21 protein-coding genes and 1 pseudogene are annotated in these 25925 nt (G+C 68.6%); 14 read left to right on the top strand and 8 right to left on the bottom strand.

Going from position 1 to position 25925, the window contains the following annotated elements:
• Nucleotides 1–315 precede the first annotated feature (315 nt).
• Both K4B79_RS46840 and K4B79_RS46835 read left to right on the top strand, forming a co-directional pair.
• On the top strand, nt 316–759 hold the full coding sequence (locus tag K4B79_RS46840) for a hypothetical protein (RefSeq protein WP_232033599.1): 444 nt from the start codon (nt 316–318) through the stop codon (nt 757–759).
• Nucleotides 760–999: 240 nt separating this feature from the next.
• The gene (locus tag K4B79_RS46835) at nt 1000–3444 is read left to right on the top strand and encodes a Helicase associated domain protein (protein ID WP_445276272.1); all 2445 of its coding nucleotides are present in this window, start codon (nt 1000–1002) and stop codon (nt 3442–3444) included.
• A 302-nt stretch (nt 3445–3746) separates the two neighbouring features.
• Here K4B79_RS46835 and K4B79_RS48475 read toward each other — a convergent pair whose 3' ends face one another.
• A complete protein-coding gene (locus K4B79_RS48475; RefSeq protein WP_232033597.1) occupies nt 3747–6059 on the bottom strand; it encodes a tetratricopeptide repeat protein in 2313 nt (770 codons plus the stop codon).
• Between the two features lie 713 nt (nt 6060–6772).
• On the opposite strand from K4B79_RS48475, the gene K4B79_RS46820 reads away from it, so the two are divergent.
• The 4 genes from K4B79_RS46820 to K4B79_RS46805 all read left to right on the top strand — a co-directional run bounded on the left by K4B79_RS46820 (nt 6773) and on the right by K4B79_RS46805 (nt 11326).
• The gene (locus tag K4B79_RS46820; protein WP_232033596.1) at nt 6773–7543 is read left to right on the top strand and encodes an IclR family transcriptional regulator; all 771 of its coding nucleotides are present in this window, start codon (nt 6773–6775) and stop codon (nt 7541–7543) included.
• 138 nt (nt 7544–7681) lie between these two features.
• Nucleotides 7682–8638 carry a PDR/VanB family oxidoreductase gene (locus K4B79_RS46815; protein WP_232033601.1) on the top strand — a complete coding sequence of 319 codons (957 nt, stop codon included), beginning with the start codon at nt 7682–7684 and terminating at the stop codon, nt 8636–8638.
• Between the two features lie 102 nt (nt 8639–8740).
• Nucleotides 8741–9958, top strand: a complete 1218-nt coding sequence (locus K4B79_RS46810; RefSeq protein ID WP_232033595.1) for a cytochrome P450 — start codon at nt 8741–8743, stop codon at nt 9956–9958.
• A 276-nt stretch (nt 9959–10234) separates the two neighbouring features.
• The gene (locus tag K4B79_RS46805; RefSeq protein ID WP_232033594.1) at nt 10235–11326 is read left to right on the top strand and encodes a hypothetical protein; all 1092 of its coding nucleotides are present in this window, start codon (nt 10235–10237) and stop codon (nt 11324–11326) included.
• 257 nt (nt 11327–11583) lie between these two features.
• On the opposite strand, the gene K4B79_RS46800 is transcribed toward K4B79_RS46805, so the two are convergent.
• From K4B79_RS46800 to K4B79_RS46785, 5 genes and pseudogenes are all read right to left on the bottom strand, one after another.
• A complete protein-coding gene (locus tag K4B79_RS46800; RefSeq protein ID WP_232033593.1) occupies nt 11584–11991 on the bottom strand; it encodes a lipocalin-like domain-containing protein in 408 nt (135 codons plus the stop codon).
• The gene (locus K4B79_RS46795) at nt 11976–13544 is read right to left on the bottom strand and encodes a bifunctional 3-(3-hydroxy-phenyl)propionate/3-hydroxycinnamic acid hydroxylase (protein ID WP_232033592.1); all 1569 of its coding nucleotides are present in this window, start codon (nt 13542–13544) and stop codon (nt 11976–11978) included. The genes K4B79_RS46800 and K4B79_RS46795 overlap by 16 nt, the downstream gene beginning before the upstream one ends.
• Nucleotides 13545–13549: 5 nt before the next feature.
• On the bottom strand, nt 13550–14092 hold the full coding sequence (locus K4B79_RS48170; RefSeq protein WP_308280644.1) for a fumarylacetoacetate hydrolase family protein: 543 nt from the start codon (nt 14090–14092) through the stop codon (nt 13550–13552).
• Between the two features lie 28 nt (nt 14093–14120).
• Nucleotides 14121–14576: pseudogene (locus K4B79_RS48815) on the bottom strand (fumarylacetoacetate hydrolase family protein); the annotation flags it as partial.
• Nucleotides 14577–14786: 210 nt separating this feature from the next.
• Entirely contained in the window at nt 14787–15575 is a 789-nt protein-coding gene (locus tag K4B79_RS46785) for a GntR family transcriptional regulator (RefSeq protein ID WP_232033591.1), read from the bottom strand.
• Nucleotides 15576–16032: 457 nt separating this feature from the next.
• Here K4B79_RS46785 and K4B79_RS46780 point away from each other — a divergent pair, with 457 nt between their 5' ends.
• The 5 genes from K4B79_RS46780 (at nt 16033) to K4B79_RS46760 (ending at nt 21287) form a co-directional block, all read left to right on the top strand.
• The gene (locus K4B79_RS46780) at nt 16033–16956 is read left to right on the top strand and encodes a VOC family protein (RefSeq protein WP_232033590.1); all 924 of its coding nucleotides are present in this window, start codon (nt 16033–16035) and stop codon (nt 16954–16956) included.
• Nucleotides 16957–17079: 123 nt separating this feature from the next.
• Nucleotides 17080–18291 (top strand): aromatic ring-hydroxylating oxygenase subunit alpha, encoded by a 1212-nt coding sequence (locus K4B79_RS46775; RefSeq protein ID WP_232033589.1) that lies wholly within the window; start codon nt 17080–17082, stop codon nt 18289–18291.
• Entirely contained in the window at nt 18291–18638 is a 348-nt protein-coding gene (locus K4B79_RS46770; RefSeq protein WP_232033588.1) for a hypothetical protein, read from the top strand. The genes K4B79_RS46775 and K4B79_RS46770 overlap by 1 nt, the downstream gene beginning before the upstream one ends.
• A gap of 23 nt (nt 18639–18661) precedes the next feature.
• Nucleotides 18662–20299 (top strand): bifunctional 3-(3-hydroxy-phenyl)propionate/3-hydroxycinnamic acid hydroxylase MhpA, encoded by a 1638-nt coding sequence (mhpA, locus tag K4B79_RS46765; protein ID WP_232033587.1) that lies wholly within the window; start codon nt 18662–18664, stop codon nt 20297–20299.
• A 127-nt stretch (nt 20300–20426) separates the two neighbouring features.
• Nucleotides 20427–21287, top strand: coding sequence for a fumarylacetoacetate hydrolase family protein (locus K4B79_RS46760; RefSeq protein ID WP_232033586.1), 861 nt, complete (start codon nt 20427–20429; stop codon nt 21285–21287).
• A 127-nt stretch (nt 21288–21414) separates the two neighbouring features.
• Here K4B79_RS46760 and K4B79_RS46755 read toward each other — a convergent pair whose 3' ends face one another.
• The gene (locus K4B79_RS46755) at nt 21415–21648 is read right to left on the bottom strand and encodes a hypothetical protein (protein WP_232033602.1); all 234 of its coding nucleotides are present in this window, start codon (nt 21646–21648) and stop codon (nt 21415–21417) included.
• Between the two features lie 29 nt (nt 21649–21677).
• The gene (locus tag K4B79_RS46750; RefSeq protein WP_232033600.1) at nt 21678–21839 is read right to left on the bottom strand and encodes an RHS repeat-associated core domain-containing protein; all 162 of its coding nucleotides are present in this window, start codon (nt 21837–21839) and stop codon (nt 21678–21680) included.
• Nucleotides 21840–21949: 110 nt separating this feature from the next.
• Here K4B79_RS46750 and K4B79_RS46745 point away from each other — a divergent pair, with 110 nt between their 5' ends.
• From K4B79_RS46745 to K4B79_RS46735, 3 genes are all read left to right on the top strand, one after another.
• Complete coding sequence (locus K4B79_RS46745) at nt 21950–22678, top strand: response regulator transcription factor (RefSeq protein WP_232033585.1); 729 nt, start codon at nt 21950–21952, stop codon at nt 22676–22678.
• Nucleotides 22675–24192: a sensor histidine kinase gene (locus K4B79_RS46740; RefSeq protein ID WP_232033584.1), complete on the top strand. Its 1518-nt coding sequence runs from the start codon at nt 22675–22677 to the stop codon at nt 24190–24192. The genes K4B79_RS46745 and K4B79_RS46740 overlap by 4 nt, the downstream gene beginning before the upstream one ends.
• A gap of 165 nt (nt 24193–24357) precedes the next feature.
• Nucleotides 24358–25686, top strand: coding sequence for a DUF3500 domain-containing protein (locus K4B79_RS46735; protein ID WP_232033583.1), 1329 nt, complete (start codon nt 24358–24360; stop codon nt 25684–25686).
• The last annotated feature ends 239 nt before the right edge of the window (nt 25687–25925 follow it).

Genomic DNA, 25925 nt, shown 5'->3' with positions numbered 1-25925 from the left:
CCCGCGGAGCGGGTTGGGGGGGTGCTGCGCACCCCCCCAAAGTGAACGGCGCCGCGTTGCGGCGCCCCCGAACCGAGCCCGCGTTGCGGCTCGGGGCCGCGCGTTGCGCGGCCTGCCGGCGGGCAAGCCCGCCGGATGGGTCCGCGTTGCGGACCCAAGGAAGTGCCCGGGCGTGAACGCCCGGGACCGATCCGCTCCGCGGCTCGGAGGCAGGTCCGCTTCGCTCCCCTGCCTTAGGCCCGCGTTGCGGGCCTGGCAGACTGCAAGGAGTGGTGCCGGGCTTGCTGAGGCGCCGTGTTGGGCAGGGTGGTTGGCATGTCTGGTGCTGTTTCTCAGGGGAAGATCCGGTTACGTTTCTCGGAGTTCGTGGTTGATCCTTCGGATGCGGATGTCATGCGGCGGGTGCTGGATGTTGAGGCGGATCTGCTGACGTTCGAGGGCGGTTCAATCACCTTCTGGTTGCGGGGTGTTGAAGTGTGTAGTTTCCCCTCTTCCGTGTTGGACGGGGTGGAGCTGCCGGTGGGGTTGGAGCCGGCTTCGCGGGTGTACTCGGTGGACGAGGTGCGCAAGCAGTATCCGAAGGCCTACGAGCGGTGGACGCCGGAGGATGACCAGTTGCTGCTGCGGCTCCACACTTCTGGGAGTGGTGTTGACGAGCTGACTGAACGGTTTGCTCGGCAGCCGAGTGCGATCCGGTCGCGTCTGGCGAAGCTCGGGATGGAGGGGCTTCCGGAGGCACCTGCCTCTCCCCCGTCCTGACGGCTCTTCAGCCTGTTGCCGCTTGCGGGCGGTTGAGGCACGGCGGGTGCGGGGTGGGCATTCTCCCACTCCGCACCCGCCGTGCGCGGAAGACCGGGGCAGTTCCCGCGAGGGGCGAGGTCTGGGTGGGACGGTGATGGGTGCGGCCTTCGAGGGCAAGGCACTGTTGTCGCTCGATAGGGCGATTGCATCAAAGTTACTCGGGATAGAGTCTGTAGTGAGGGGCTACTGCCCCTGTTGGTGCGGCGTGGAAGGCGGAAGATCGTGTCGGGTCGGCATCGGCTTCGTCCCCATCAGATTGAGGCCGTGGATGCGGTGGTGCGGGCGTTGGCTCAGCCGCCGGGTGGGGTGTGGCCTGAGAACGGGCTGCGGGCTCAGGTGGTTGCTGCCACGGGTGCGGGCAAGAGTCTGGTGGGGGTGCACGCGGCGCTGGAGCTGCGTGCAGGGCGGGTGTTGGTGCTGGTGCCCACGCTCGATCTGCTGGGGCAGATGGTGGGGGTATGGCGGGCGGCAGGGCGTACGGGGCCGATGTTTGGGGTGTGCTCACCGCGCGAGGGTGGGGCGTTGGAAGTGCCGTGCACGACCGATGCCGAGCAGTTGGTGACGTGGCTGTCCGGCCGTGAGCGGGTGACGGTGTTCGCCACGTATGCGGCGCTGGGTTTGGGGGTGTTGGAGCGGGCGCATGCAGGTGGTCTGGGCCGGTGGGACCTGGTGGTGGTGGACGAGGCGCACCGAACGTCGGGTGTGCTGGGCAAGCCGTGGGCGGCGGTGCATGCCCAGGGGAAGGTGCCGGCGGCGCGGCGTCTGTATATGACGGCGACGCCGCGGTTGTGGGATGCCTCTTCGGGGGGTGAGGGTGGGTCGGCGGCGCTGGTGGCGTCGATGGATGACGAGAGCGTGTTCGGGCCGGTGGTGTACCGGTTGCCGCTGTCGGAGGCGATCGAGCGGGGGCTGGTCGCGCGGTATCAGGTGGTGTGTGTGGACATCGCTGATCCGCAGGTGCAGGCGATGCAGCTGGTGGGGTCGAATGCGCGCAGTGACGCGGTACGGGGGCTGCGATTGGGTGCGCTGCAGACGGCGGTGCTGAAGACGGCGGCCGAGCAGAAGTTGAGGCGGTTGTTGACGTTCCACTCGCGTACGAGTGAGGCGGAGGCCTTCGCGAGTGGGCTGGGCGCGGTGGCGAAGGCGCTGTGGGAGAGCGGCGAGGGAGGCTATCCGGAGCCGGGGGCGGTGTGGGCGCGGTGGCTTTGTGGGGAGCACAAGGTGGCGTACCGGCGGGAGGTGTTGGAGGAGTTCTCGTCGGGGTGTGGTGCGGACGGTGTGGTGTGGGAGCGGTGTGTGCTGTCGTCGGTGCGGGTGCTGGGCGAGGGGGTGGACACGCCGGGCTGTGACGCGGTGGTCTTCGCGGACGTGCGGGGTTCGGTGCCCGACGTGGTCCAGGCGGTGGGCCGTGCGCTGCGGATGCAGCCGGGTGAGGGCAAGATCGCCTCGCTGGTGGTGCCGGTATTCCTGGGGCCGGGTGAAGAGCCGGACGAGATGCTCGCCTCGAAGGCGTATGAGGATCTGGCGAAGCTGCTGACCGCGCTGCGGGCGCACGATGCGGAGGCGGTTGAGCAGCTCGCTGTCCCGCAGGCCGCCAGCCGGTCCGAGGCGACCTCTGGCGGATCGGGCGTGGGAGGCGGGGTTGGCGGTGCGGCGCAGGGGCTGCTGTCGTTCTCGTCGCGGCGGGATCCGGCCCAGTTGGCGGCGTTCATCAGTGCGCGGGTGCTGCGGCCGGAGGGCGAGTTCTGGCGGCGGGGCCTGCAGGCGGCACTCGCGTTTCACAGTGACCAGGGGCATCTGCGCGTTCCCTACGGGCACACCGCTCCTGACGGGTTCCCGCTGGGGGTGTGGATCTCCAACCAGCGGCGCCTTAATCGCCAGGGCAGGCTCGACCCGGAGCGGGTGGCGCAGTTGGACGAACTGGGGATGGTGTGGTCCCACTTCACGGTCGCCTTCGACGAGGGCCTGGCCGCGGCCCGCGGCTGGGCCGCCGAGCACGGCCACCTGCTGGCCCCCACCGAGGCCACCTGGGAGAACTACCCGGTCGGGATCTGGCTGAAGAACCAGCGTGCCGCTGCCCGACGCGCCGAGGACCACCGGGCGGAGGGGCCGCAGGCGGCCGCTGGGGCGGGTGGGCTGAGCCGGGAGCGTCGCCGGGCGCTGGAGGAGATCGATCCCGCGTGGTGTCCGGCGTGGCCGGTGGCATGGCAGCGCTGCTTCCACCTTGCCCGCATGCACCGCCAGACCGGGGGTTCACTGCCGGAGAGGGAGGACGTGCTGCTGGTGCAGGGCGAGGACCTCGGACGCTGGGTACAGGTACAGCGGCAGGAGTGGGATGCGCTGAGTGGCGTGCAGCAGTGGCTGCTCGGCGAGGTGCTGGGCATCGAACCTCGCGCGGAAGAACTGACTCCGCCGACGGTTGTCCCTCGGCGCAGCCGGGCGCAGAAATGGGAGGCGAACCTGGAGGCGGCCCGCCAGTACCGCACCCGGGAAGGGCACCTGAACGTACCCCGATCGCACACTGAAACCGTGGAAGGAGCCGAGCTGGCGCTGGGTGTGTTCATCGCCAACTGCCGTGCTCGTAAGGCCAGTCTTGCCCCCGAACGAGTGGAGGAGCTGTCAGCAGTTGGGATGCGCTGGTAGTGAGCCGGTGAGGGGGCGGTTGGTCTGTGGTGGGCAGGGCCAGGCACGCGGGCAGGCTCTGACCAGCGAGGGCAGGCCGTTGAGGCCGTCCGGGCCGTGCACGCATCGCGGACCGTGCTGCCAGTCCCCATCCCGCAGCCCTCGCTCGACGGCTCCAGGCAAGCCTGACGGCATAGGAGTGCCAACGGGAACATCGGCGTCCGGGGCCGATCGGGCTTCTCCTTAGCTCACGAAGGCACCTCAAGCAGAGAGCGGCCGTGGCATCCGCTGCTGTCTGTGCCGAACTGGCCTCGCAACGCCAGTCAGGCGCCGGCGAGCAGGCTGAGCGCCTCACGTCGCAGCTGGGCAACCCACTCGTTGGTCCCGTCGACAGCCAGGGCTTGGTCGAAGTAGGCCACGGCTTGAGAGAAGTTCCCCAGACGCAGCTGAACCTCGCCCTGTCCCGCGATGGCCCAGTCCAGGGAGGGGACGAGGTCGACAGCACGGTCGAAGTCCGCCTGGGCTTCGTGGAGGGAGCTCATCGCCAGGAGGATCCGACCTCGCTTGGCGACGTATTCGGCGTTGTCTGGGTGCTTGCGCACCAGTCGGTCGAAGTCTGCGAGCGCGTCAGCGTACCGTCGGCATTTTCGGTGTGCTCGAGCCCGCAGGAGAAGGACCCAGTCGAGTGCGGAGTCGAGGCTGAGTGCCCGGTCGAAATCTGCGACAGCACTCTGAGACTCTTCTCGTTTCAGGTGGACTCGCCCACGGCTGGCGATGGCCCAGGCGTAGTCCGGATCGAGGTCGATGGCATGGTCGAAGTCGGCTACTGCGGCATCGAGGCGGCCCATGAGCCGGTAGGTCTCGCCCCGTCCTGCGATCGCCCACGCGTAGCCGCGGTCGATGCTGAGAGCACGGTTGAAGTCAGCGAGGGCATCGTCGTAGCGGACCAGTTCTCGGTAGACAACGCCGCGGCTGCTGACGGCCCAGGCCAGGTTTGGATCAAGTTCTACAGCGCGGTCGAGGTCGCGCAGTGCGTGACTGTGTTGCTTCATGAGGCGGTAGGTTTCGCCGCGCGCGGCGAGCGTCCAGGAGAGCTTCGGATTAAGGTCGAGTGCTTCATTGAAGTCGGCGATGGCCGCTTCGTAACGACGCATCAGTTGGTACGTGCCGGCGCGGGCCACGAGGGCGGCAGTGCGGGCGGTGCGTTCCAGGTCTCCCTGTCTGATGAGCAGGGTCAGGTACTCGGCGCCGTGACTTCCTGGTACGGCCAACGCGGCCTGCAGCTGCTGTCCCCAGTCGCGGGCTTTCACGACGTCCGCATCGGTACCGGCCTGTTCGATCATCTCCGCCCATAGCTGGGCCATAGTGTCTCCTGCCCGGCAGGCGTGCACGGCCAGGCTGAGGGCCTGCGGCAGGGCTGTGCTCGGCTCTGCGCAGAGGCAGTGATATGTCTCTTCGATCAGATGCTGACTGCAGACAGTGTCGCTCCAAGCGGCCTGTTCGTTCAGTCCCAGGTCTTCGCGAGTGTCACGGTGCCAGGCGGCCAGCGCCCGATGCCGGGTGCGCCAGTCCTGCGGGGACTCGCGCCGTAGGACTCGCAGCATGGAGGTGCGCACGATGTCGTGGAAGACGAAGCGCCCCGAGTCGTCTGTGACAAAGGGCTGTCGGCCCAGCCAGGCGTAGCTGTCCTCAACGTCCGTGTCGCCGGTGATGACCCGTAGGGCGTCCATGTTGAGGCTGCGGGGCAGGGCCGCGGCCTTGGCCAGAGCACGCCGGTCGGGATCTTGCTCCCATCTGAGGAAGCGGTCGACTGCGCTGCCTGTGGGGTCACCGATGTCCTGGGGATTGAGCGGTTTGTTCTGGGCCAGCATCGCAAGGAGCAGCGGCAGTCTGCCGGTCAGCGCGATGATCACGGCCAGGAGTGACTCGTCGTGCACGCCATTGTGCAGCAGGAGCTGGCGCGCTTCCGTTTCAGTGAAGGGGGCCAGGGAAAATTCCTCGATCAGGTCCAAGTAAGGGGACCAGCGGGCCAGATCGAGGGGGCGTTGGCCGGCAATGGTGATGGTCAGGGCGCTGGTCAGCTCTCCGTATTTGCCGTCGAAGAGGTCGAGCAGCCAGTCCTCCACAAGGTTGCGGCTTTGTTCGTAGGAGTCGAAGAACAGCGCAAGTTGGCGATCCTGGGCGACTTCGGCGAGGCCTTGGGCGAAGAGCGGGGAGAGTTCCTCCACCGGCGACATCAGCAGGCGTACGTCGTTGCTGCGCATCCGCTTGCTGAGGTACTTGCGGATTCGTTCTGCCTGCTCCGCGAGAGCAGCCGGGTCTACCTGCTGGATGAGGTCTCCGGCAACCGGGATGCTTTTGGCGGCTCCCAGGCCAATGCCCACGGCGGTACGGGTGAGGAAGGTCGGGGCCCCTTCGGGTGCCTGGGGGTCGCTCTCGAGTTCGTTGCGGCGTTCTTCGTAGTGTGCGTGGCGTTTCTCAAAAGCACGCAAGGGGCTGTTGGCGTGTGCCAGGTCGGTGGCGATGCGGCTCATCACCGCGAGGACGTCGCGTGAGGTCTCATCGACGCGGGAAGTGGCTGCTCCTTCTGCGTCGGCGAGTCTGCGCAGGTGGCGTACCAGGTAGGTCTTCCCCACGCCTGCATCACCATGGACGCTGAAAACGAAACGCCGCTCTGGGTGATCCAGAGGCAGCGAGAGGTTGCGGCGGAACTGAGCGGTCTGCGCCTGTCGGCCGACGAACCGCGCCTGTTCACGAGTGCGAGCGATGTACTGCAGGGATGGAACCGACCGTGTCACCTCGAACCCCCTGTGTACTGAAATGTCCAGCGTAGAGGTCGGGAAGGTACAGGTCACGCCCCAGTGAGCCGCCAACTGCCGGGATTCGCAGGCGGGTTCCTACGCCCGCGCGGCACTCTGCCGCGCCGATGTGGTGGCTCAGGCAGAGGACGCCGTGGGTCGGGCGCCCTCGACCAGATCGGGGAAGACCTCAACGAGCCTCTTCCCGCCTGAGCCACCAGCGTCCTGATAACTCACTCGTCGATGCACCCCGACCGTTTCTCACGGTCCGGGCCGGAGTCCCGTGCTCCCGTGCTCCCGCCGATGGTTCATCTGTGTTACAGCCGGTTCGAATCCGCGGCACCGCCGCATCGCCTTGATCGAGGCGCGTCCTGCGCGGATGCTGACAACCATCGCTGCGGTGCGGGTGGTGGAGCCACCGTACGATGCGGTGCCGCGAGGGGAGGCGCTGTCATGGCATCCGGTCCATGCCCATGACACGGCGCACATGCGGCTGAGTGAGGCCACGCGGGTCGGGGCACGGCCGCCCCGTACAAGCGAGGAGTTACAGGATGAAGGCACCTCACCAGGAGTCGGTCCTGTCCCGTGCCGCGCGGATCCTGGAGGCGTTCAGCCAGGAGGAGCCGGCGCTGACCGTCTCCGAGATCGCGCGCCGTACGGGGCTGCACGTGGCCACGGCCTCCCGGCTCGTGGGCGAGCTGGTCGCCCACGGCTTCCTGGGCCGCGACGACGATCGCCGGGTGCGGATCGGTGTCCGGCTCTGGGAACTCGCCGTCCGGGCTTCGCCCGTGCTGTCCCTGCGGGAGGTTGCGATGCCGTTCATGGAGGGCGTGCACGACGTGGTGGGCCACCATGTGCAGCTGAGTGTCCTCGACGGTGACGAGGTGCTGTTCCTCGAACGCCTCTCGGCGCCGAACGCGGTGGTCAACTACACACGGATCGCCGGGCGTCTACCGCTGTACGCCTCCTCCAGCGGCCTCGTCCTTCTGGCCCACGGCCCGGCAGACCTGAGGGAACGGCTGCTGGCAGGCCCGCTCACCGCCTACACGCCGACGACCCCGGCCACGCCGAGCCGGCTGCGGGCGATCCTGGCCGACGTCCGGAAGCAGGGGTACGCCTACTGCCCCGGCTATGTCCACGAGGACGCCCTCGGTGTGGCCGCCCCGGTGCGTGGTGCGGACGGCAGGGTGCTGGCGGCCCTGTCGGTCATCGTCCCCAATGACGCGGGCGCCCAGGCGGTCGTTCCCGTCGTACGGACGGCCGCGCGAGGCGTGGCCCGTGCGCTCGGCGCGCCCACCGGACGAGAGGGGCCCGCTGCGTGACGGCAATGTGACATCGGTGCGAAAAGCGTCTCTCACCCAGTGAGAATGCCGTCGCGCCGTGCCGGCGGCCACGGGCATCCTTCCTGCATTCCCCAGACGGGAGGCGACAACGTGGTCGTACACAACCTGCTGCCCGCAATGCCTCGATCCAGCCCCACCCTCTCCTTGCGGGTCCGCGCCAAGGACGTCGTCGCGGACGGCGTCGTGTCCCTCGCGCTCGACCATCCCGACGGTGTCCGCCTGCCGGACTGGACGCCGGGGGCGCACATCGATCTCGTGCTGCCGGACGGGACGACCCGGCAGTACTCCCTGTGCGGCGACCGGTGGGACCCGCACAGTTTCCGCATTGCCGTCCTGCGTGAGTCCGCCGGGCGCGGAGGGTCGGCGTATGTGCACGACCGGCTCATGCCCGGTGACGGGGTGAGCGTCGGCGGGGTGCACAACCACTTCCCCCTGGTGCCGGCCGACCGCTACCTGTTCATCGCGGGCGGCATCGGGATCACCCCGCTGCTGCCGATGATCCAGCAGGCAGAACTGGTCGGCGCGGAGTGGGAGTTGCTCTATGGGGGCCGTGCCCGCGCCTCGATGGCGTTCCGCGCGGACCTCACGCACGCCTACGGCGAGCGGGTGCACATCAGGCCCCAGGACGAGTGCGGCCTGCTCGATCTGGCCGCGTGGCTGGGCGAGCCGCTGCCCGGTACCAAGGTGTACTGCTGCGGACCGGCTCCTCTCCTGGCGGCCGTCCAGCAGGCGTGCGCCCACTGGCCCGACCACAGCCTGCGTACCGAGCGCTTCACCGCCGCCGACCAGTCCGAGCCCGCGCGCAGCACGCCCTTCGAGGTGGAACTGCGGCGCACCGGCCGTAAGGTGACCGTCGCCCCGGACGTGTCCGTGCTGCACGCCGTGCGCCGGGCCGGTGCCGAGGTGCTGTCCTCCTGCGAGCAGGGCACGTGCGGCACCTGCCTCGTCCCGGTGCTGGAGGGCGCGCCCGACCACCGGGACGCGGTGCTGGCCGACCACGAACGTGCGGCGGGCGACTGCATGCTGCCTTGCGTGTCCCGCTCGCACTCCGACCGTCTGGTCCTGGACCTCTGACCGTCCGGTGACCGGTACCGAACCGCGCCGCGCCGCGCCGTCGGACTTCCGAGCCACGTCGCCTTGAACCCCCTCGCCTCAGCCACATCTCGTGGAGCCGCCATGACCGAGACAGCCGCCGTTCCCACGTCGCCGCCGATCAGCGACGCAGACCCGTTCGCTCCCGAGCACCTGGAACACCCCGAGCCCCTGCACCGGCAGCTGCGCCAAGCCGGCCCCGTCGTCCGCCTGTCGCGTTACGGCGTCCACGCCCTGGCCCGCTACCAAGAGGTGTACGCCGCCCTCGTCGACTGGCAGACCTTTCAGTCCGGCGCCGGAGTGGGACTGGCCAACTTCCGGCATGAAAGGCCGTGGCGCCCGCCGAGTTTGCTGCTGGAGGCCGACCCGCCCCACCACGACGCGCCGCGCCGCGTGCTGCGCGACATCCTCGCCCCGCTCACCCTGCGCCGGCTGCAGGAGACGTGGCAGGCGGTGGCCGAGGAACTCGTCGCGACCGTACTGGCCGAGCACGGGAGGGAGTTCGACGCCTTCGAGGCGCTGGCGGCGGCATTCCCCTTGCGTGTCTTCCCCGACGCCGTCGGCCTCGGTCCGCACGGGCGGGAGAACCTGCTGCCCTACGGCAACATGGCCTTCAACGCCTTCGGGCCGCGCAACGCCCTTGTCGAGGCCGACGCGCACCGCGTCGGCGCGCTGTCGGACTGGGTGAACGCCCAGTGCGCCCGTGAGGCGCTGAGCGAGGACGGCTTCGGCGCCCGGATATGGGCCGCTGCCGAGCGCGGTGACCTCACCCATGCGCAGGCGCCCCTGGTCGTGCGGTCGCTGCTCACCGCCGGTGTCGACACCACCGTGCACGGACTGGCTGCCGCGCTGTACGCCTTCGCCACGCACCCGCAGGAGTGGCAGCGGCTGCGTGAGCGCCCCGAGCTGGCGCGGGTGGCGTTCGACGAGGCGGTGCGATGGCAGTCGCCGGTGCAGACGTTCTTCCGTACCGCCACGACCGATGTCGACATCGCGGGTACCCGCATCTCCGCAGGCGGCAAGATCCTCATGTTCCTCGGCTCCGCCAACCGCGACCCGGATCGCTGGGCCGACCCCGACCGCTTCGACCTCACCCGCGATCCCTCCGGCCACGTCGGTTTCGGCATGGGTATCCACCAGTGCGTCGGCCAGCACGTCGCCCGCCTTGAAGCGGAGGCCCTGCTGAGCGCCCTCGCCCGCCGCGTCGGACAGCTGGAGCTGGCCGGCGAGCCGAGGCGGCACCTCAACAACACCCTGCGCTCGTGGTCTTCGCTGCCAGTGCGCGTCCTGCCAGCCAGCTGACCCCGACTCCGGCCCGGGGCGTAGGCGGATAACCGGATCAGTCTCGCCGAGCGCGGGAAGGTTGCCCTGCCGTCCATCTCACCTATGGGCCACGCATCTGATCTGGTTGCCAGTCGCCGCAAGGACGATGGGGCTAATCCTGCGAGGGGACACGAGCGGAGATCTCGCGGACCATCCGGTCAGCCCGTCCGGCCAGGGGACCGCCTTTCCGGACTACCTCTCGGAGCAGGTCACGCCCGCAGGTGGTGGGAGCTGTGCTGGGAGCTCACCGACGCGATGAGCATCGCTCTGGAGCATCAGTGGCGCTGGGACATCAGCTGCCAGCTCCATGAGCTGGCTCTGGACGCGGCCGACCGCCTGGGGGGTGGCGGGGCCCGTGCCGCGCTGCTGCGCAACCTCGGCGAAGCCTTGCGTGACGGCGGCAGTGACGTGGGCAGGGCCGCAGAGTGCTTCAGCGAAGCGATCGCTCTCTTCCACAGCTCGGGCGACGCACACGGCGAAAGCGACGCCCTGGGCAACCTGGGAATCCTGCAACGCCAGCAGGGCGAGCTGCAGAACGCGGCGCAAACCCTCACCGCGGCCGAAAGTCTCTTCAGAGCCCTGCCGCTGGAACGCGGACTGGCCTGGACCCTGCGGGAAAAGGCGGTGATCAGCCGGCACCACACTCACTACACCGAAGCCCTCGCCCAACTCGACCAAGCCGAGGCCCTGTTCGCCGCCAACGAGGAAACCCGCGGTGTCGGCTGGATCCTGCGCACCCGCGCCGACACCGAGAAAGAGAGCACGGTGGGCGGTTGCCCGCTCCCCCGCCGCTGGTACACAGGCCCCTGGCCCGGGCGCCCCGTCACAAGCCCTCCCTCACAGGATCCCCGGTGGGCCGCGGCCCACACCCACTACGAACACGCTGCCCAACTCCTGCACGCCGTCCAGGACCACCGCGGGCACACCTGGACCACCCTGGGGCTGGCCGATATGGCGCTCTACGACGGCGACCCCACCGCCGCCGAACTGATCAGCCGCGCGCTCCAGGAGACCGACGCCTGCGGCGACCACCGAGGCCACAGCAGGGCACTGACCCTGCAAGTCCTGCTATACGCCGAGGCACATCGCCTCAGCGACGCCATCACGCTGGCAGAGCAAGCCCTCACCGGCCCTCGCGACCACGTCGGCGCCGCTCAGACCAGCTTCCTCCTTGCCCGCCTCTACGGCGCCGCCGGCCGGCAGCACGACGCCCTCCACACCCTCCAGGAGTCCCGAACCCATCACCGCGCCGCCGGCATGCCCTTCCCCGATCTTCCCGACACCGAGCTCTGCAGGACACTCAACCGCCGCGTACCCCGCGCCCATCGCTTCCGCCGCCATCAGTGATCCCTGCGGGTTGACGATCCGCATGAGGAACCCCCCGCGGTCGGCGGAACGGACCCGGCTGGTGAGGCGGTCCCTGCTGCCGATCGAAACACTTCCTGGACGGACTCGCGTCAGGCGCCGGTCGGCATGTCCACGAACTGGGTCGGTCGTCTCGTTCACAGGGCCACGCTTGGCCAGGGCAGGGCTGTCAGGGTTTCACGCGGCTGCGACGGCGAGGACTGCCAGGCCCAGGAGCACAGGTTCGGTGAGGCGAGAGGTCATCTCGATTGCGCCACAGCCCTTGTCAGCCGCCCTGCTCGCGACCGCACCCACCTGAGCTCGATACGGGGTCGGCCTGGCTGATCGCTGGCCAGCACGAGTCGATCACTTCCGTCAAAGCGCACGAAGCGAACCTGATCCCCGGTGAAGGGCGGGGCGCCGACTCTTACGTGATGACACACGACGATGCCGTCGGTGCTCACCTCGCCAGCGTAGTTCACCGCGGGGGCATCGCCGCCGGCCAGAATGACGACCGCCATGAAGCCTTCCGCGGTGTAGATCAACTGCCCGTTGGGCTGCTGTCCGTACGGCTCTCTGGATGTTCCCTCGCTGCTGTACTCGGTGACTCCCGCGAGGGTCCAGGTACCGACCAGATGATCCAATTCGTCATTCACTGTCTCGTCCAATCCTCTGCCCCCTGGAGTTCCGCGACCAGTGACGGCAGTTGATCGACCGTCGGGACGCTGCCGAAGGTGTAGCCGTGCGGTCGGGTGGCCACGGCCTCGGCGCCGGCGAGCCAGGCGGCAAGCCGTCCGTCCGAGTCCCGGCGCGCTCCCGGCACAGCCCCGTCGAGAGGCACCGCGTACCCGCCGATCCACTTCGGAAAGGCCAGCTGATCTGTCGGCAGGATCGCCTCCGGGTCACCCACTGTTGTCAGCACACCGAAGCCCGTCCCCAGGGCCTCGTCCGCCAAAGCCGTTCCCCACGGCCCGTCGAGACGGGCCTGCACCGCCGGAGAGCCCGCGAGTCGGGCGTCGTCGGAGCTGTGGCAGAGGCCTGCTCCGATACCCGGCATCCGCGGCAACGACGGCGCCCGGCCCGAACGCATCGCGGCGTCGCGTGCCGCGGCCGCCCCCGGGTCGAGCAGACAGCACACCCTGCCCATCGCCATCGCCATCGCCATCGCCATGGCCGACTCGACGACGGCCATGTTCTGGGTGAAACACTCGGAGTGGTAGGTGTCCAGCAGCGCGTCGGACGCACGGCCACGCAGGACGACCTCGAGCTTCCAGGAGAGGTTCGCCGCGTCCCGCAGACCGCTGCACCTGCCTTCGCCGATGAACGGGGGCATCTGGTGTGCCGCGTCACCGGCCAGCAGTACTCGTCCCTCGCGCATGGTAGCGGCGAGCAGCAAGCGGAACGCGTAGGCGGTGTGCCAGATCAGAATGCCCTGGTCCCGGCGACAGTGCGGAGCGAGAAGCTCCCAGATCCGGTCCTCGTTGCCGACGAAGTCCTCGGCACGCTCGTCTTCCAGGAGCACGAACTCCCAGCGCCGGTGGGTGCACCCGTTGGGTGCGATGGTCGTGGGACGGGTGCAGTCGCAGTACTGGACCATCTGCAGCTGCTCGAACTCCGACATGTCGTGCGGACGCACGTCGGCGACGATCCACCTCTCGGAGAAGCCGAGGTCGACGCGTTCGATCCCACAGGTCCGCCGGACGAAGAAGTTGGCGCCGTCGGTTCCCACGACATAGCGCGCGGAGACCGACCTGGGCTGATCAGCGGGGTCGGGGGCCTTGCCCTCGCCCGGTCGGCGGCGCACCACGAGCTCGGCCCACCCGTCGTGCAGCACCAGTGCCTCGGCGGCCCATCCGCGTTCCACGGTCACGGAGGCCGCGGCCCGGGCCGCACGGTCGAGGGCGCCGTCCAGGACGGGCTGGTAGAAGGCGTAGGACCTGGCCCAGCCGGACTGGTGCCCACCACCGTCGCCGGGAACGCCCGCGAGATCGATCACGGGCTTCCCGTCCGTACCCCACATTTGCGCGTGTGCGACTCGGAGAATCTCGTGCTCGACCTCCCCGACGATGCCGAGCCACTGGAAGGTCCGCATGGCCTCGCCGTCGAAGCGCACCGCCCTGGGCGGACTGTAGATTTCCTGATGCTGTTCAAAGACCACCACACGATGGCCCGCACGTCCCAGGAGAGCACTCAGCAGCTGGCCGACGGGGCCGAAGCCCACGATGGCTACGTCGTACTCGATCTCACTTCCGTTGTAAGCAATGCCCGTTGAAGGTGTCGTCGTGACTCCACGTCGTTGTGGTGTTTCCAGACGCCGAACCGGTGCCCACCCCCGGACGTTGTCGACCTCGGTATCGGCGCGGCGACCGGGGGCGCTGGCCTCTCCTGAAACCGCGGGCTGATGGTCGCGACGGGCTGGACGGGCTCGCCGATGAGGTTCGCCAGCACTCCGACACCTTCGATGTCGATTTCCATGACGTCCCCAGTCTGGAGGAACCGCTGTTGTTTGCGGGCGACGCCGACACGGGCGGGGGTGCCGGTGGCGATGATGCCGCCGGTCTCCAGGGTCATGGTCCGCGAGAGGAACGACACGGTCCCGGCCACCGAGAAGATCATGGAACTGGTGCTGGAGCCCTGGACCGTCTCGCCGTTGACTCGGGTCCGGATGGCGAGCTGCTGGGTGTCGAAGGGGTTGGCGAACCGGAGGTCGCGGGCGGTGACGTCGTTCAGCACCATGACGCCGACCACGTGGTCCAGGGCCTGCTCCACGGGGACGCCAGGCCTGGGGCCGGCCGATGACGACGGCCGGCCCGGCCTCGTAGTCCAGCGAGGTCGCGATCCTTGGCGGCACCACAGTCTCGCGGTGCCCGATCAGGGAGTTGGCGAACTTCGCGAAGAATATTGGCTCCTTGAGGATCGGAGCGCCCACCTCGGCCGCATGGTCGTGGTAGTTGAGGCCCAGGCAGATGAACTTCTGCGGGACCGGAACCGGCGCCGGCAGCCTTACGGAGTTCGGCGCGTGCAGGGTTCCGAACTCCCTCAACTGCTCGATCCGGTCCACGGCGTTCTCGGCGACCGGCTTGAGGGCAAGCCCCTCGCGCAGGGCCGTGTGCACGTCGCGCAGTGTCGCTGCGAAGGCCGCGTCACGTCCGTACAACAGTGCTGCCCGCTCGAGGTCGATCAGGTCGGTGCCTATGCCGACTTGCAGTGCGGCACGCGGGACAGAGCCATTGTCGTAGTTCGCCAGGCGCATGGCCGGGCCTCCTGGCTCGTATCGGGGTGGCGCACACTGAGCGGTGCGCGCCGCATACGCGGAAGATCAGGCTCAGGTTCGGTGCAGCAGACGGAGATGCCTGGGATCGAGGCCGCCCCGCGGCGTGGTCGGCGCCTTGAAGACGCAGATCACGGGCGAGGGGACACGGAGACCGGCGCCGCGCCGAACTGCGGCTGACCTTAAGGGCGCTCAGTTCGCCTTCGTACTCGTGGCCGTGCCGCTGGTGGCGAGGCGGACGGCATCACGGACGAGCCACGGATCATGAGCGGCGTCGATTCTGGCGAGGCTGGTCAGCGCCGTCCGCGCGAGGTGCCGGGCGATGAGGATGCCGCACTCCTGCCCATCTCGGCGCTGAGCGGCGGCGAGGATGGCGGCATGCTCGTCATGGCCGATGTGGGCGATCGTGTCCACGCTCGGGGCGGTTTCGAAGTAGAAGGTCCGGTAGCGCTCGGCGTGGTCCCACAGATCCTCCAACTGCGCGCGCATCCGGGATCCGACCTGGCCGAAGAGCGTGGTGTGGAAGACGCGGTGGGGGTCGCGGAAGTTCCGGCCCTCGCTGAAACGGGCAGCGTAGCACTCGTCCATGGCCTGGCAGGCCGCCTCCGCGCGCGCGAGGTCCGCGTGGGTGAGGCGGGGAACACTGGACCGTACGCCGAGAGACTCCAAGGTGATCCGCATTGCCGCGATCTGCTCCAGGTCGTCGATACTCATGGGCGCGACCCGGACCCGCCGGTTGAAGTCCCCTTCGAGGAGCCCTTCGGTCTGGAGCTGCCGGAGGGCCTCACGCAGTGGGGTACGGCTGATGTTGAGCTGTGCGGCCAGCCGGACCTGCGAAATGATCTGGCCCGGACGCAGCTCGGACGTCATGATGGCCCGTCGCACCTGCGCGTAGGCCTGTGCCGTGTTGTTGATGTGGCCTTGAGTGGGTTCATCGTCCACGCCCGGCGCCGCCGTCGACCCACCGTCGGACGGACTCATGATCCCACCTTCTTCTCAACCTCTGTCTCCACACTTGTGTATGTAGCTTAGCCCGGAAGGCGGGCAGTTCTCGTGCGCTTGCTGGGATGAAGCCAGAATCTGTATGCAGGTTACGCGGCGATGCGCTCGCAGTCTTTCGGGCGGTCGCGTGGAACCCCCAGGCGGCCTGCTGGGTGCTAGATATCCCGCCTGCGCGTTTTGTGTGCTTAGGCATGCCATCTCCACATTCTTCACGCATAAGCATTTGGTGAAGTGTTGACGGCATAACTGTATGCAGATATACCTGATGGTGCCAGCGGGCCGTGCCGCGCTACCAGAACATTGCAGTATTTAGCTGCCCGATTGACCCACTGGTGCATCCTGAGGAGAGATATCTGCATACAGGGCTTGCTCCTTCACAAGCTCACGCGCGGCGCCACATCACTTGAGAGGCTCCGAGAGGTTTCAAGGAGGACCGATGGAGAAGTCGCTGGAACTGGGATACGTCGGGGTGGAGGTCAAGGACCCGGCCGGGCTCGGCCGTTACCTCAGCTCGATCCTCGGCCTGAAGTCGGGCGAGCCGACCACCGAGGGAGCCCCCACCTGGCGCCTCGACGGAAAGGCGCATCGGCTGATCGTGCACGAAGGCCCTGCCGACGACGCCGCATACGCCGGATTCGTGGCCCACAGCGAGGCCGACTTCGACGAGGCGGTGGAGACGCTCACGGCCTCCGGCGCGGAGGTGATCCAGGGCACGGACGAAGAGCGGGAGTCCCGCCGGGTGCGAGGTCTCGTCCGCACCCGCGCGCCGTGGGGAGCGGTGCTGGAGTTCGCCTGGGGCCTCGCCGACGCGAAGACCCCGTTCGAGTCGGAGCTGGTGCCCGGCGGGTTCGTCACCGAGAACAAGGGACTCGGGCACGTCGTGTACTTCGTGTCCGCCGCGAACGGAGGCCTCGATGCCGCCGACAAGTTCGCGACCGAAGCCCTCGGCCTGACCCTCAGCGACACCCTTGTGGTCGAGCAGCACGGCATGGTCGTCCGGGGCAGCTTCTACCACTGCAACCGCCGCCACCACTCGCTGGCCCTGATCGAGTTGCCGGTCACGCTTCCGCAGACCCTCAATCACATCATGGTCGAGACCGTCTCCCAGGACAACGTCGGTCTCGCCTACGACCGCGCGAGGGCTGCCGGGGTACCGATCGCCATGGAGCTGGGCAAGCACGCCAATGACCGGACCTTCGGCTTCTACAGCGTCACTCCGGCCGGCTTCCACATGGAGTTCGGGTTCGGCGGGGCCGAGGTGGACGACACCTGGAAGGTCCTGACCTACGACCGCATCAGCGCCTGGGGACACCACGGCCCGGCCGGCGACCCGCCGCAGCCTGAGACCGCGGCGGCTTGACCCGACCTGTCGGCAGTGGTTGCCGCGCGAGGGCGGGGACCGCAAGCCCAGGGCGCCAGGGCCGACGCCTCATAAGTAGTGTCCTGTTAAGCGAGATTTGAATCCTATTTCACGGGAGTGAACATGTCCGATGTTGTCGTCAGCTCCGTCCCCGGGGCTGCGCCGCCCCCGCGGCTCCGTGACGTGGTGACGGTCCGGGACAAGCTGACGCAGGGCTACTACGACGCGGTACTGGAGAAGGTCTTCCGGCCGTCCTGGTTCCTGATCGGCAACGCCAACGAGCTGCCGAGGCCGGGAAGCTTCCTCGTCCGGGATATCCCCACCTTCCGAACCTCTGTGCTGGTCAAGCGCGGCAAGGACGGGGTGATCCGGGGCTTCCACAACGTGTGCCGTCATCGCGGCAAGAAGGTCGTGCCCACCGAGTGCGGGTGGGCCGCCGGCACCTCAAGCTCGCACACCTGCTGGTTGCACGGCTGGTCCTACAGCGCCGACGGCTCGTTGCGGTCGGTTCCCGACGAGGGTCAGTTCCTCAGCGTGGACAAGGCGAAGACGGGGCTGGTCCCGGTACGGACCGAGGTGTGGGCGGGACTGATCTTCATGTACTTCGGCGGCGAGGACGGGGTCGGGCTCACCGAGTGGCTGGGCGAACTCGCCGACGGATTCGAGGGCTACTACACCGAGATGGAGAAGATCGGCACCTTCTCCGCCGACGTCCGGGCCAACTGGAACATCGCGATGGACTCCTTCTCGGAGGGCTATCACACAGTCTTCCTGCACCGGCGCACCCAGCCCAAGCTGGCCGGCAAGGACAACCCGATGCGCCATACGCCCCTTATCGACGTCTACGACCGGCACATCCGCGTCGTCACCCCGGCCAATCCCGAGTACCTGGGGCCGCCTGCCGAACGAGCCCTGTTCGCGCAGGGCCGCAAGCTCACGCCCGCGGTGGAGACCGACTTCAGCCTGCTGCCGCCCGGGGTGAACCGGACGCGCAGTCAGCCGTGGTTCTTCGACATTGTCCAGTACTTCCCCAACGTCGCCATCCTCAACGGCCCGCACTGGTACAGCGTGGTCACCGTCTGGCCCATCGACCGGGAGAACACACGGTTGATCTTCGATCTCTATGCCCGCACGGCCCGGCATGCGGGAGACCGGCTGGCCCAGGCCTACACGCGCGGGTTGCAGTACACCGTCGCCCGTGAGGACCTGTCGGCCATGGAGGACGTACAGCGCGGCCTGGAGTCGGGCGCCATCGACAGCATCAACCTCTCCCTGCAGGAGTTCGCCCTGCAGCACCGCTACGCCATCATCGACGAGCTGATCGGAGCGCGGTGATGGAACTCCACAACGAGCTTCCCGGCGGATTCTCCGACCTCGCGCCGTTCCTGGACCGGTGGCGGCTGACCGGCCAGCAGTCCAGGATGCGTGCGATGGCCGCCGCCGACATGCCGGAGCTGCGGACCTTCTACGACGCCTTGCTGCCGCGCATCGACGCGATCGTCGCCCATCTGAACCAGTTTCCGGTGGACGACCTGCCCCCCCAGGAGCGGGCGCTGTTCGACCTCGCCCTGACCTTCGCCGAGGTCGCCCACCCGGTGGACCTGGACTGGCGGTCGTCTGACGTGAGCGACCTGTTCCCGGCCGAGCGGATCGACCTGGTCGGGCCGTCTCAAGCCTGGTGACCAACCGACCCATTGGAGTCGCCATGGAAAAGAACAACGGACAACTGGGGTCGCTCGCCGACTCGGTAGCGGAGTCTGCCGACGTGATCGTGGTGGGCGCGGGGCCCACGGGGCTCACCCTCAGCCTGCTACTGGCCCGCAATCGGCATCGGGTTCTCGTGGTGGAGCGACGGCCCTCCGCCTACCCGCTCCCCCGGGCCGTGGGCATCAGCCGTGAGTCGCTGCGCGTGCTGCACATGGCCGGGGCCTCCGAGCCGCTGAAGCCCCACCTCGAATGGAACGGGCAGAACCACAGCTTGGACTACGTCACCGCCGAGGGAGAGGTCCTCCTCTCACAGACCGTCCCGCTTCCCCGACGCTCGGAGGGGCCCGACGCAACGTTCAACCAGCCGGATCTCGAGGCGGTCCTGGAGGAACAGGTCAGAGCGCATCCGCGGATCCAGCTGGTCAGGGGCCAGGTGGTGACCGGGCTGGAGGAGGTCGAGGACGCCGTAGGGGTTCGCTTCGCCCCGTCCGACGAGCTCGGCGGCCCCCGCACCGGGGCGGACCACGTCACGCACACCGCCCGGTTCGTCGTCGGCTGCGACGGAGCGCAGAGTACCGTCCGGAATTTGATGGACATCCCACTGGACGGCGACCTCCAGTTCTCCTCCGACTGGCTGGTGGTCGACCTCAAGCCCACGGTGGAACGGGACTGGATGCCGTACATGGGGCAGGTACTCGGCCCGCCGCGTCCCACGACCTCGGTGCCGTCCGGGCCGGGACGACGCCGTCTCGAGTTCATGCTGCTGCCCGGGGAGCGGAAGGAGGAGATGGCCACCGATGAGACGGTGTGGCGACTCCTCGCCGAGCGCGGCGTGGATCAGACGAACGCGGACCTGGTGCGTTACGCGGCGTACACCTTCCGTGCCTGCTGGGCGCAGCAATGGCGGCAGGGACGGGTCCTGCTGGCCGGCGACGCCGCCCATCTGACGCCACCGTTCCTGGGGCAGGGCATGAACTCCGGGATCCGCGACGTCGCGACCCTCTCCTGGCGTCTGGACCTGGTCCTGCGCGGGCTGGCGCCCGCGGACACCCTCGATGACTACGCCCGCGAGCGCATTCCCCATGTGAGCCGGCTCATCTCGGACGCCGTCATGGTCGGCGGCTTCCTCTGCCTGATCGACCCCGAGGCGTGCGCCGAGCGGGACGCGCTGCTCAGGGAGAAGCGCGTCGAGGCGCCGGAGATGACGGGGTGGCGAATGGGCACGGAGTCGCTGGCCGCGGACGACCCGCACGCTGGATGGCTGGGCCGTCAGGGACTCGTGCGGACCAAGGGTCGCGAAGGCCGCTTCGACGACGTGTTCGGCGCGGGCGCGCATGTGCTGCTCAGCCGTGCCGGGGACCCCATGGAATCGCTGTCGCCCATGACCCGCGAGGCCTGGGAACGGCTCGGGGGCGTCGCCGTTCACATCGGGCCGGACGCACCGGTGACCGACGTGGAGGACGTGTACGGCGAGTGGTTCGACGAGTGGGACCGTGACGTGATCCTGGTCCGCCCCGACTTCCACGTGTTCGGCACCGCTTCCTCCGACGGTGTCGAGTCCCTGGTCCGCGAACTCGTCGCCGGTCTACGGATGAGCCTCGCCGACTCCGCACCCAGCACGGTCCGGTCCCTCTGACCTCGGCGTGATCCGGAACTTGGTTCGCGGCAGGAGCTCCTGCCGCGAACCAAGTCGTAGATCTCGTTGCCCACTCCAGGGCCGCGGCAGGTCCACGCCGCCGGCCCTCCTCTTCCGAAAGGCCCCCATGAAACTCGCCAACCTGGACGGGCGCGCCGTGGTTGTCACGCCCGAAGGCGTCATCGACCTGCACACCGCCTCCGGCGGCCACTTCTCTGCCTCGCCGGACGCGGTCGTCTCCCGGATCAGGGAGATCCGCCGCTGGCTCGCCGCCACCCGCCCTGAGCCGGACACCAGGACGACACTGGCCACGCTGAAAGCCGACGCCAGCAGGCTCGGCCCTCCCGTCACCGACCCGCGGCAGATCTTCGCAATCGGCCTGAACTATGTCGACCACACCGCCGAGACCGACACGCCCGTCCCCGAGGCACCGCTGGTCTTCACCAAGTTCCCCTCCAGCCTGGCCGGGCCCGCCGCGAAGATACCGCTGCCTACCGATACCTGTGACTGGGAGCTCGAACTCGTCGTCGTCATCGGCGAAGGCGGCCGCGACATCCCCGCTGACAAGGCCTTCGACCATGTCGCCGGGTTCTGTGTCGGGCAGGACATCTCCGAGCGCACCAAGCAGCTGAGCGGAACCCCTCCGCAGTTCGGTCTCGGCAAGAGCCACAAGGCGTTCAGCCCGATCGGCCCCTGGCTGACCACTCTCGACGAACTCGATGACCCATCCGATCTCGCGCTGTCCTCCACCTATGACGGTGACACCGTCCAGAAAGGCCGCACTCGCGATCTGATCTTCGACATCCCTACCCTGATCAGCTACCTGTCCGGCGTGTGCGAACTACTGCCGGCGGACCTGATCTTCACCGGCACCCCCTCAGGTGTCGGCCTCGCCTGTAAGCCTCCCCGGTTCATGGCCCCCGGCGGGGTGCTGTGCTCCACCATCGAGGGACTCGGCACCATGACCAACACCTGCACCGCGCCCTGACGCTTCCTCAAGCGGCGCAGGGCGGGTTCGGCTCAGCCGATACGTGCCTCACCAGGGCTGGACGCAGCCAGGGGGGACTGTAAGACGTTCGGCTCTGTTCCGTAGTCGGTGTGACGGTGCGTTCTCCTTATTGCAGGAGGATGCGGTGACGGAGGAGGTCGAATCCTGCTCGGCCGTGCATCTGCCGCATGATCTTCTTGGTTCGGGTGTTGACAAGGGTGTCGCCGGATCCGCCGAGCATCCGGGCCAGCAGGTGGCCGCGGGCCTGGTTGTAGTCGCCGCCGAGGAAGCCGGGCGGCTCCAGCGAGTTCCTGGCGTGGGTGCCCTCGTCGAGCATGTCCCTGGTGATGACGGCGTTCATCTCGTAGGGGCGCCCGTGCTCGTCGCGGGTTAAGGTGACCCGCCCGCCCAGGTCGGATCGGCCGTGCAGCCGGCGAGGGTGAAGGGGTTGGGGACGTAGGTGTAGTGGTTGACGGCTGGGGCCAGTCCCAGAGGATCGGGTGTGGTGTAGCGGCCGAGGTCGGGGTCGTAGTAGCGGTTGTTGTAGTGCAGCCCCGTTTCCGCATCGACGTACTGGCCGGGGTAGCGCAGCGGCGCGAGCAGGCGTGGTCCGGCTCACCGGCCGCCGGCCGATCGACCGAGTGCTGCCACAATGTCGAACCATGTCTGGCACCTCAGGAACCCGCGAGGGCACGGTTCGCGTGCTGATCGTCGACGACGAGCCCGAACTGACCGAGTTGCTGTCCGCGGCCGTGACCGCGGCCGGATGGCGACCCTTCCCTGCGCGGGACGGGCACAGCGCGCTGCGCATCGCACGGGACTGCGCCCCTGACATCGTCATCCTCGACGGAATGCTGCCCGGCATGGACGGCCTTCAGGTCCTGCGCCATCTCCGGAGCGAGCACCACCGACTGCCCGTGCTGATGCTCACCGCCCGGGACGCGCTCGAACACCGGCTCGACGGACTGTCCACGGGCGCGGACGACTATGTGACCAAACCGTTCTCACTGGAGGAGGTCATGCTCCGCCTGCGCGGGCTGCTCCGTCGTGCGGGACACCCCGAAACGTCCGAGCATGACGAGTCCGTACGGGTGCTGGGCGACCTCGTACTGGCCGAGAAGACCCACGAGGTACAGCGGGGCGGCACACCGATCCCGCTCACCGCCAAGGAGTTCGACCTGCTCCGCTTCCTCATGGACCACCCCCACCAGGTGCTCAGCAAGACACAGATCCTCGACCACGTCTGGAACGCCTCCTTCGACGGCGAGGGAAACCTGGTCGAGGTGTACATCTACGGGCTCCGCTCGAAGATCGACAAAGGGCGGGCCCCGATGATCCGCACCGTGCGCGGCGTCGGTTACTCGATCAGAGCCGCGGACAACAGAGCATGAGAAGCCTCCTGCGCCGCACGGGTGGCCGGTCCCGCCCCGGCCTGGGAAGGCACTCGTTGCGGTTCCGCCTGGTGCTCTTCGTGTCCGTGACCATGGCCGTCGTCTGCGGGGCCATGGCACTCACCACGGTGGCCGTCCAGCAGGTCTATCTCTACGAAGATCTGGACCAGCGCGTCACGGACGCCGCCGAGCGAAGCCAGGGCGGGTTGCAGCACCGGCCGGGCGACGCCACGGACCTGGGTTTCCTCAACGAGCGCGGACAGCCCACGGGTACCGTCGCGGCCCGGTTCGTCGACGATCGGATCGTCGCCGCCGAGTGGGTGACCGAGGACGGGCACCAGCGGATGCTCACCGCGGCCCAGCGTGCGGCCCTGGACGGGATCCTCCCGGACGGATCACTGCACACCCGCACCATCCCGGGCCTAGGCACCTACCGAGTGACCGCCATCGGCGGGGACGGCGAACCCGTTCTGGCCGGGCTCCCGACCGCCGGCATACAGCGCGTCCTGGACCGTCTGGTCATCGTCGAAACCGTCATCGCCTCCGTCGGCCTGGCGGCCGCGGCCGCCACCACCACCACGGTCATCCGACGCCAGCTGCGCCCTCTCGGCCGGGTCGCCGCCACCGCCGCCGAAGTCGCCCGGGTGCCGCTGGACCGCGGCGAAGTCGCCGGGCTCACCCGTGTCCCCACGTCGGACACCGACCCCGGTACCGAGGCCGGCCAGGTCGGCGTGGTGCTGAACCGTCTCATCGACCATGTCGAGTCCTCGCTCGGCGAGCGTCAGCGCACCGAGGAACGCATGCGGCGTCTCCTCGCCGACGCCAGTCACGAACTGCGCACCCCGCTCGCCTCGATCGCCGGATACGCCGAGCTCATGAACCACGGAGACCAGCAGATCCCCCCTGAACTCGCCTGGCAGCGTGTCACCGCCCAGTCGGCGCGCATGACGGGACTGGTCGAGGACCTTCTGCTGCTCGCCCGCCTCGACGAGGGGCGGCCACTGCTGTCGACCGAGGTGAACCTGGCAACCCTGGTCGCCGAGGCGGTGTGGGACGCGCGGGCGGCCGGAACCGACCACGACTGGCGCCTCGCGCTGCGCCTACCGGACGGCCACGCCTCGGTCATCGGCGATCAGTCCCGGCTCCACCAAGTGGTGGCCAACCTCCTGGCCAACGCCCGCCTGCACACGCCCGCAGGCACGAAGATCACCGTCAGCGTGGAAACGACCGAGGAAGAATGCGTCATCCGCGTCCAGGACAACGGTCCCGGCATCCCACCGGACCTCCTCCCCTCGGTTTTCGATCGCTTCTCCCGGGGTGACGCCTCCCGTTCCCGCGCGCTCGGCTCGGAGAGCGGTTCGGGGTTGGGCCTGGCCATCGCAGCGGCTGTCTCGGAGGCACACGGAGGCCGCATCCACGTCGAGAGCGAACCGGGGGACACGGAGTTCACGGTGACTCTGCCTCGCGCCGACGCCGCTCCCGAGGGCGGTTCCCGTCCCGGTCAAGGACTCTAAGCGGTTCCACAGAAACCCAGTTCAGAGCCACTCTCCGGCCGTCCCCTGAGGTGCTCCGCCGGCGATGTCGCCCACCGCTTCAGGTGAGCCTCAGTTCGGTCCTCCACAGTGATCGCCGACGGCGGTCCAGCGTGGACGCGCCCATGACGAAGGGAACGAGCGACGATGACCGAGCTCGACACCGGGGAGCCGACCGCCGAGGAGCCGCAGTCCGAGTCCGGCCGCCGCGCTCACGCGAGCCGCCGTAACTTCATGCGGAAGGTCTTCTTCGCCAGCGGTGCCACAGCCGTCGTGACCATGGGTGGTGCCGGCGCCTGGGCCGCGATGGCCGACGACGTCACCACCGACGCCTCCGCGGCCCCGAGCGGTGCCCCCAGCGGCGGGCCGGGCGGCGGTGCCGGAGGCCCCGGCAACCAGACGATCACCGAGGACTTCTTCGGCCTCACCACCGACGGCAAGCGGATCGACGACCTGTTCACGATCCACTCCACGAAGGTCGCCACCGCTCCCGTCATCGCGGCCGCGAACGCGTTCCTGGCCGGCCTCACCGACGACCAGAAGACGTCCACGCAGTTCACCATCCACTCCACCGAGTGGCGGCTGTGGAGCAACATCGACTCCTACGAGCGCCAGGGCGTGTCCCTCGCCGACCTCAGCGACGACCAGAAGGCCCTTGGCACCGCCCTGCTGAAGGCCGCGCTCAGCGCCGACGGCCTGGAGACCACCGAGAAGATCCGGAAGATCAACCAGGCGGCCGGGGAGGCGATCGGCAACACGAACTCCTTCAACGAGGACGCCTACTACTGGACCGTGATGGGCACCCCGTCGGCGACCGAGCCCTGGGGCTTCCAGTTCGACGGCCACCACCTCGTCATCAACTACTTCGTCCTCGGCAGCCAGGTCGTCATGAGCCCCTGCTTCTGGGGCTCGGAACCGACCTCGATGGAGATCGACGGCGAGACGGTCACCGTCTGCCACGAGGAGGTCGTCGCGTCACTGGCCTTCATCAACTCCCTCACCGCGGATCAGCAGGCTGTCGCGATCGAGTCGACGACCAAGTCCAACGAATCGATGAAGGCCGGCGCCTTCTCCGACAACACCGTCCAGGAGTACACGGGCCTGAAGGGCAGCAAGCTGACCGCCGCCCAGCGCAAGAAGCTCCTCGGCATCGTCGAGGCGTTCGTGGGCCGCGCCAAGGCGGACACCGCGAAGGTACGGATGTCGGAGGTCGCCCAGCACATCTCCGACACCTACGTCACCTGGGCCGGCGGCATCGCCGACGACTCCGCCTTCTACGTCCGCGTGCACAGCCCCGTCGTCTGGGTCGAGGTCGACTGCCAGGCTCCGGGCCCGCTGGCCGGCGCCTACGGCGCCACGCAGGGCAGCGGCGCGACGCAGAAGCACGTCCACTCCATCATCCGCACCCCCAACGGCAACGACTACGGCAGGGAACTCCTCAGGCAGCACTACCTGACGTCACCTCACCATCGGTGACACCCCTGACGTGACCGGAGCCGACCTCCCGTCATACAGCTCGGCTCCCGTCACCGCGCCGGGTCGCATCCACCCCGGGATGCGACCCGGCGCAGACCCATGCCCGGCCTGCCCACATCACGGCTCCTCCAGTCACACAGAATCCAAGGGGAAACGACAGAAGCATTGACCTGACCCCGCCTCAGCCTCAACTTTTGACCGGCCTGTCGACCCATGTCCCGACGGCCACGGGTGAGCAC

The organism is Streptomyces lincolnensis (genome assembly GCF_021173675.1).
GTDB lineage: Bacteria > Actinomycetota > Actinomycetes > Streptomycetales > Streptomycetaceae > Streptomyces > Streptomyces lincolnensis_B.
This window is presented reverse-complemented; position numbering and strand designations above follow the sequence as displayed.

Bases quoted from the DNA above. Each gene is read 5' to 3' on its own strand.
- K4B79_RS46775 (WP_232033589.1), top strand. From the start codon at position 17,080: ATGTCCGATGTTGTCGTCAGCTCCGTCCCCGGGGCTGCGCCGCCCCCG.
- K4B79_RS46760 (WP_232033586.1), top strand. From the start codon at position 20,427: ATGAAACTCGCCAACCTGGACGGGCGCGCCGTGGTTGTCACGCCCGAA.
- K4B79_RS46840 (WP_232033599.1), top strand. From the start codon at position 316: ATGTCTGGTGCTGTTTCTCAGGGGAAGATCCGGTTACGTTTCTCGGAG.
- mhpA (WP_232033587.1), top strand. From the start codon at position 18,662: ATGGAAAAGAACAACGGACAACTGGGGTCGCTCGCCGACTCGGTAGCG.
- K4B79_RS46770 (WP_232033588.1), top strand. From the start codon at position 18,291: ATGGAACTCCACAACGAGCTTCCCGGCGGATTCTCCGACCTCGCGCCG.
- K4B79_RS46735 (WP_232033583.1), top strand. From the start codon at position 24,358: ATGACCGAGCTCGACACCGGGGAGCCGACCGCCGAGGAGCCGCAGTCC.
- K4B79_RS46755 (WP_232033602.1), bottom strand. From the start codon at position 21,648: ATGAACGCCGTCATCACCAGGGACATGCTCGACGAGGGCACCCACGCC.
- K4B79_RS46780 (WP_232033590.1), top strand. From the start codon at position 16,033: ATGGAGAAGTCGCTGGAACTGGGATACGTCGGGGTGGAGGTCAAGGAC.
- K4B79_RS46740 (WP_232033584.1), top strand. From the start codon at position 22,675: ATGAGAAGCCTCCTGCGCCGCACGGGTGGCCGGTCCCGCCCCGGCCTG.
- K4B79_RS46805 (WP_232033594.1), top strand. From the start codon at position 10,235: ATGAGCATCGCTCTGGAGCATCAGTGGCGCTGGGACATCAGCTGCCAG.
- K4B79_RS46785 (WP_232033591.1), bottom strand. From the start codon at position 15,575: ATGAGTCCGTCCGACGGTGGGTCGACGGCGGCGCCGGGCGTGGACGAT.
- K4B79_RS46745 (WP_232033585.1), top strand. From the start codon at position 21,950: ATGTCTGGCACCTCAGGAACCCGCGAGGGCACGGTTCGCGTGCTGATC.
- K4B79_RS46810 (WP_232033595.1), top strand. From the start codon at position 8,741: ATGACCGAGACAGCCGCCGTTCCCACGTCGCCGCCGATCAGCGACGCA.
- K4B79_RS46820 (WP_232033596.1), top strand. From the start codon at position 6,773: ATGAAGGCACCTCACCAGGAGTCGGTCCTGTCCCGTGCCGCGCGGATC.
- K4B79_RS46815 (WP_232033601.1), top strand. From the start codon at position 7,682: ATGCCTCGATCCAGCCCCACCCTCTCCTTGCGGGTCCGCGCCAAGGAC.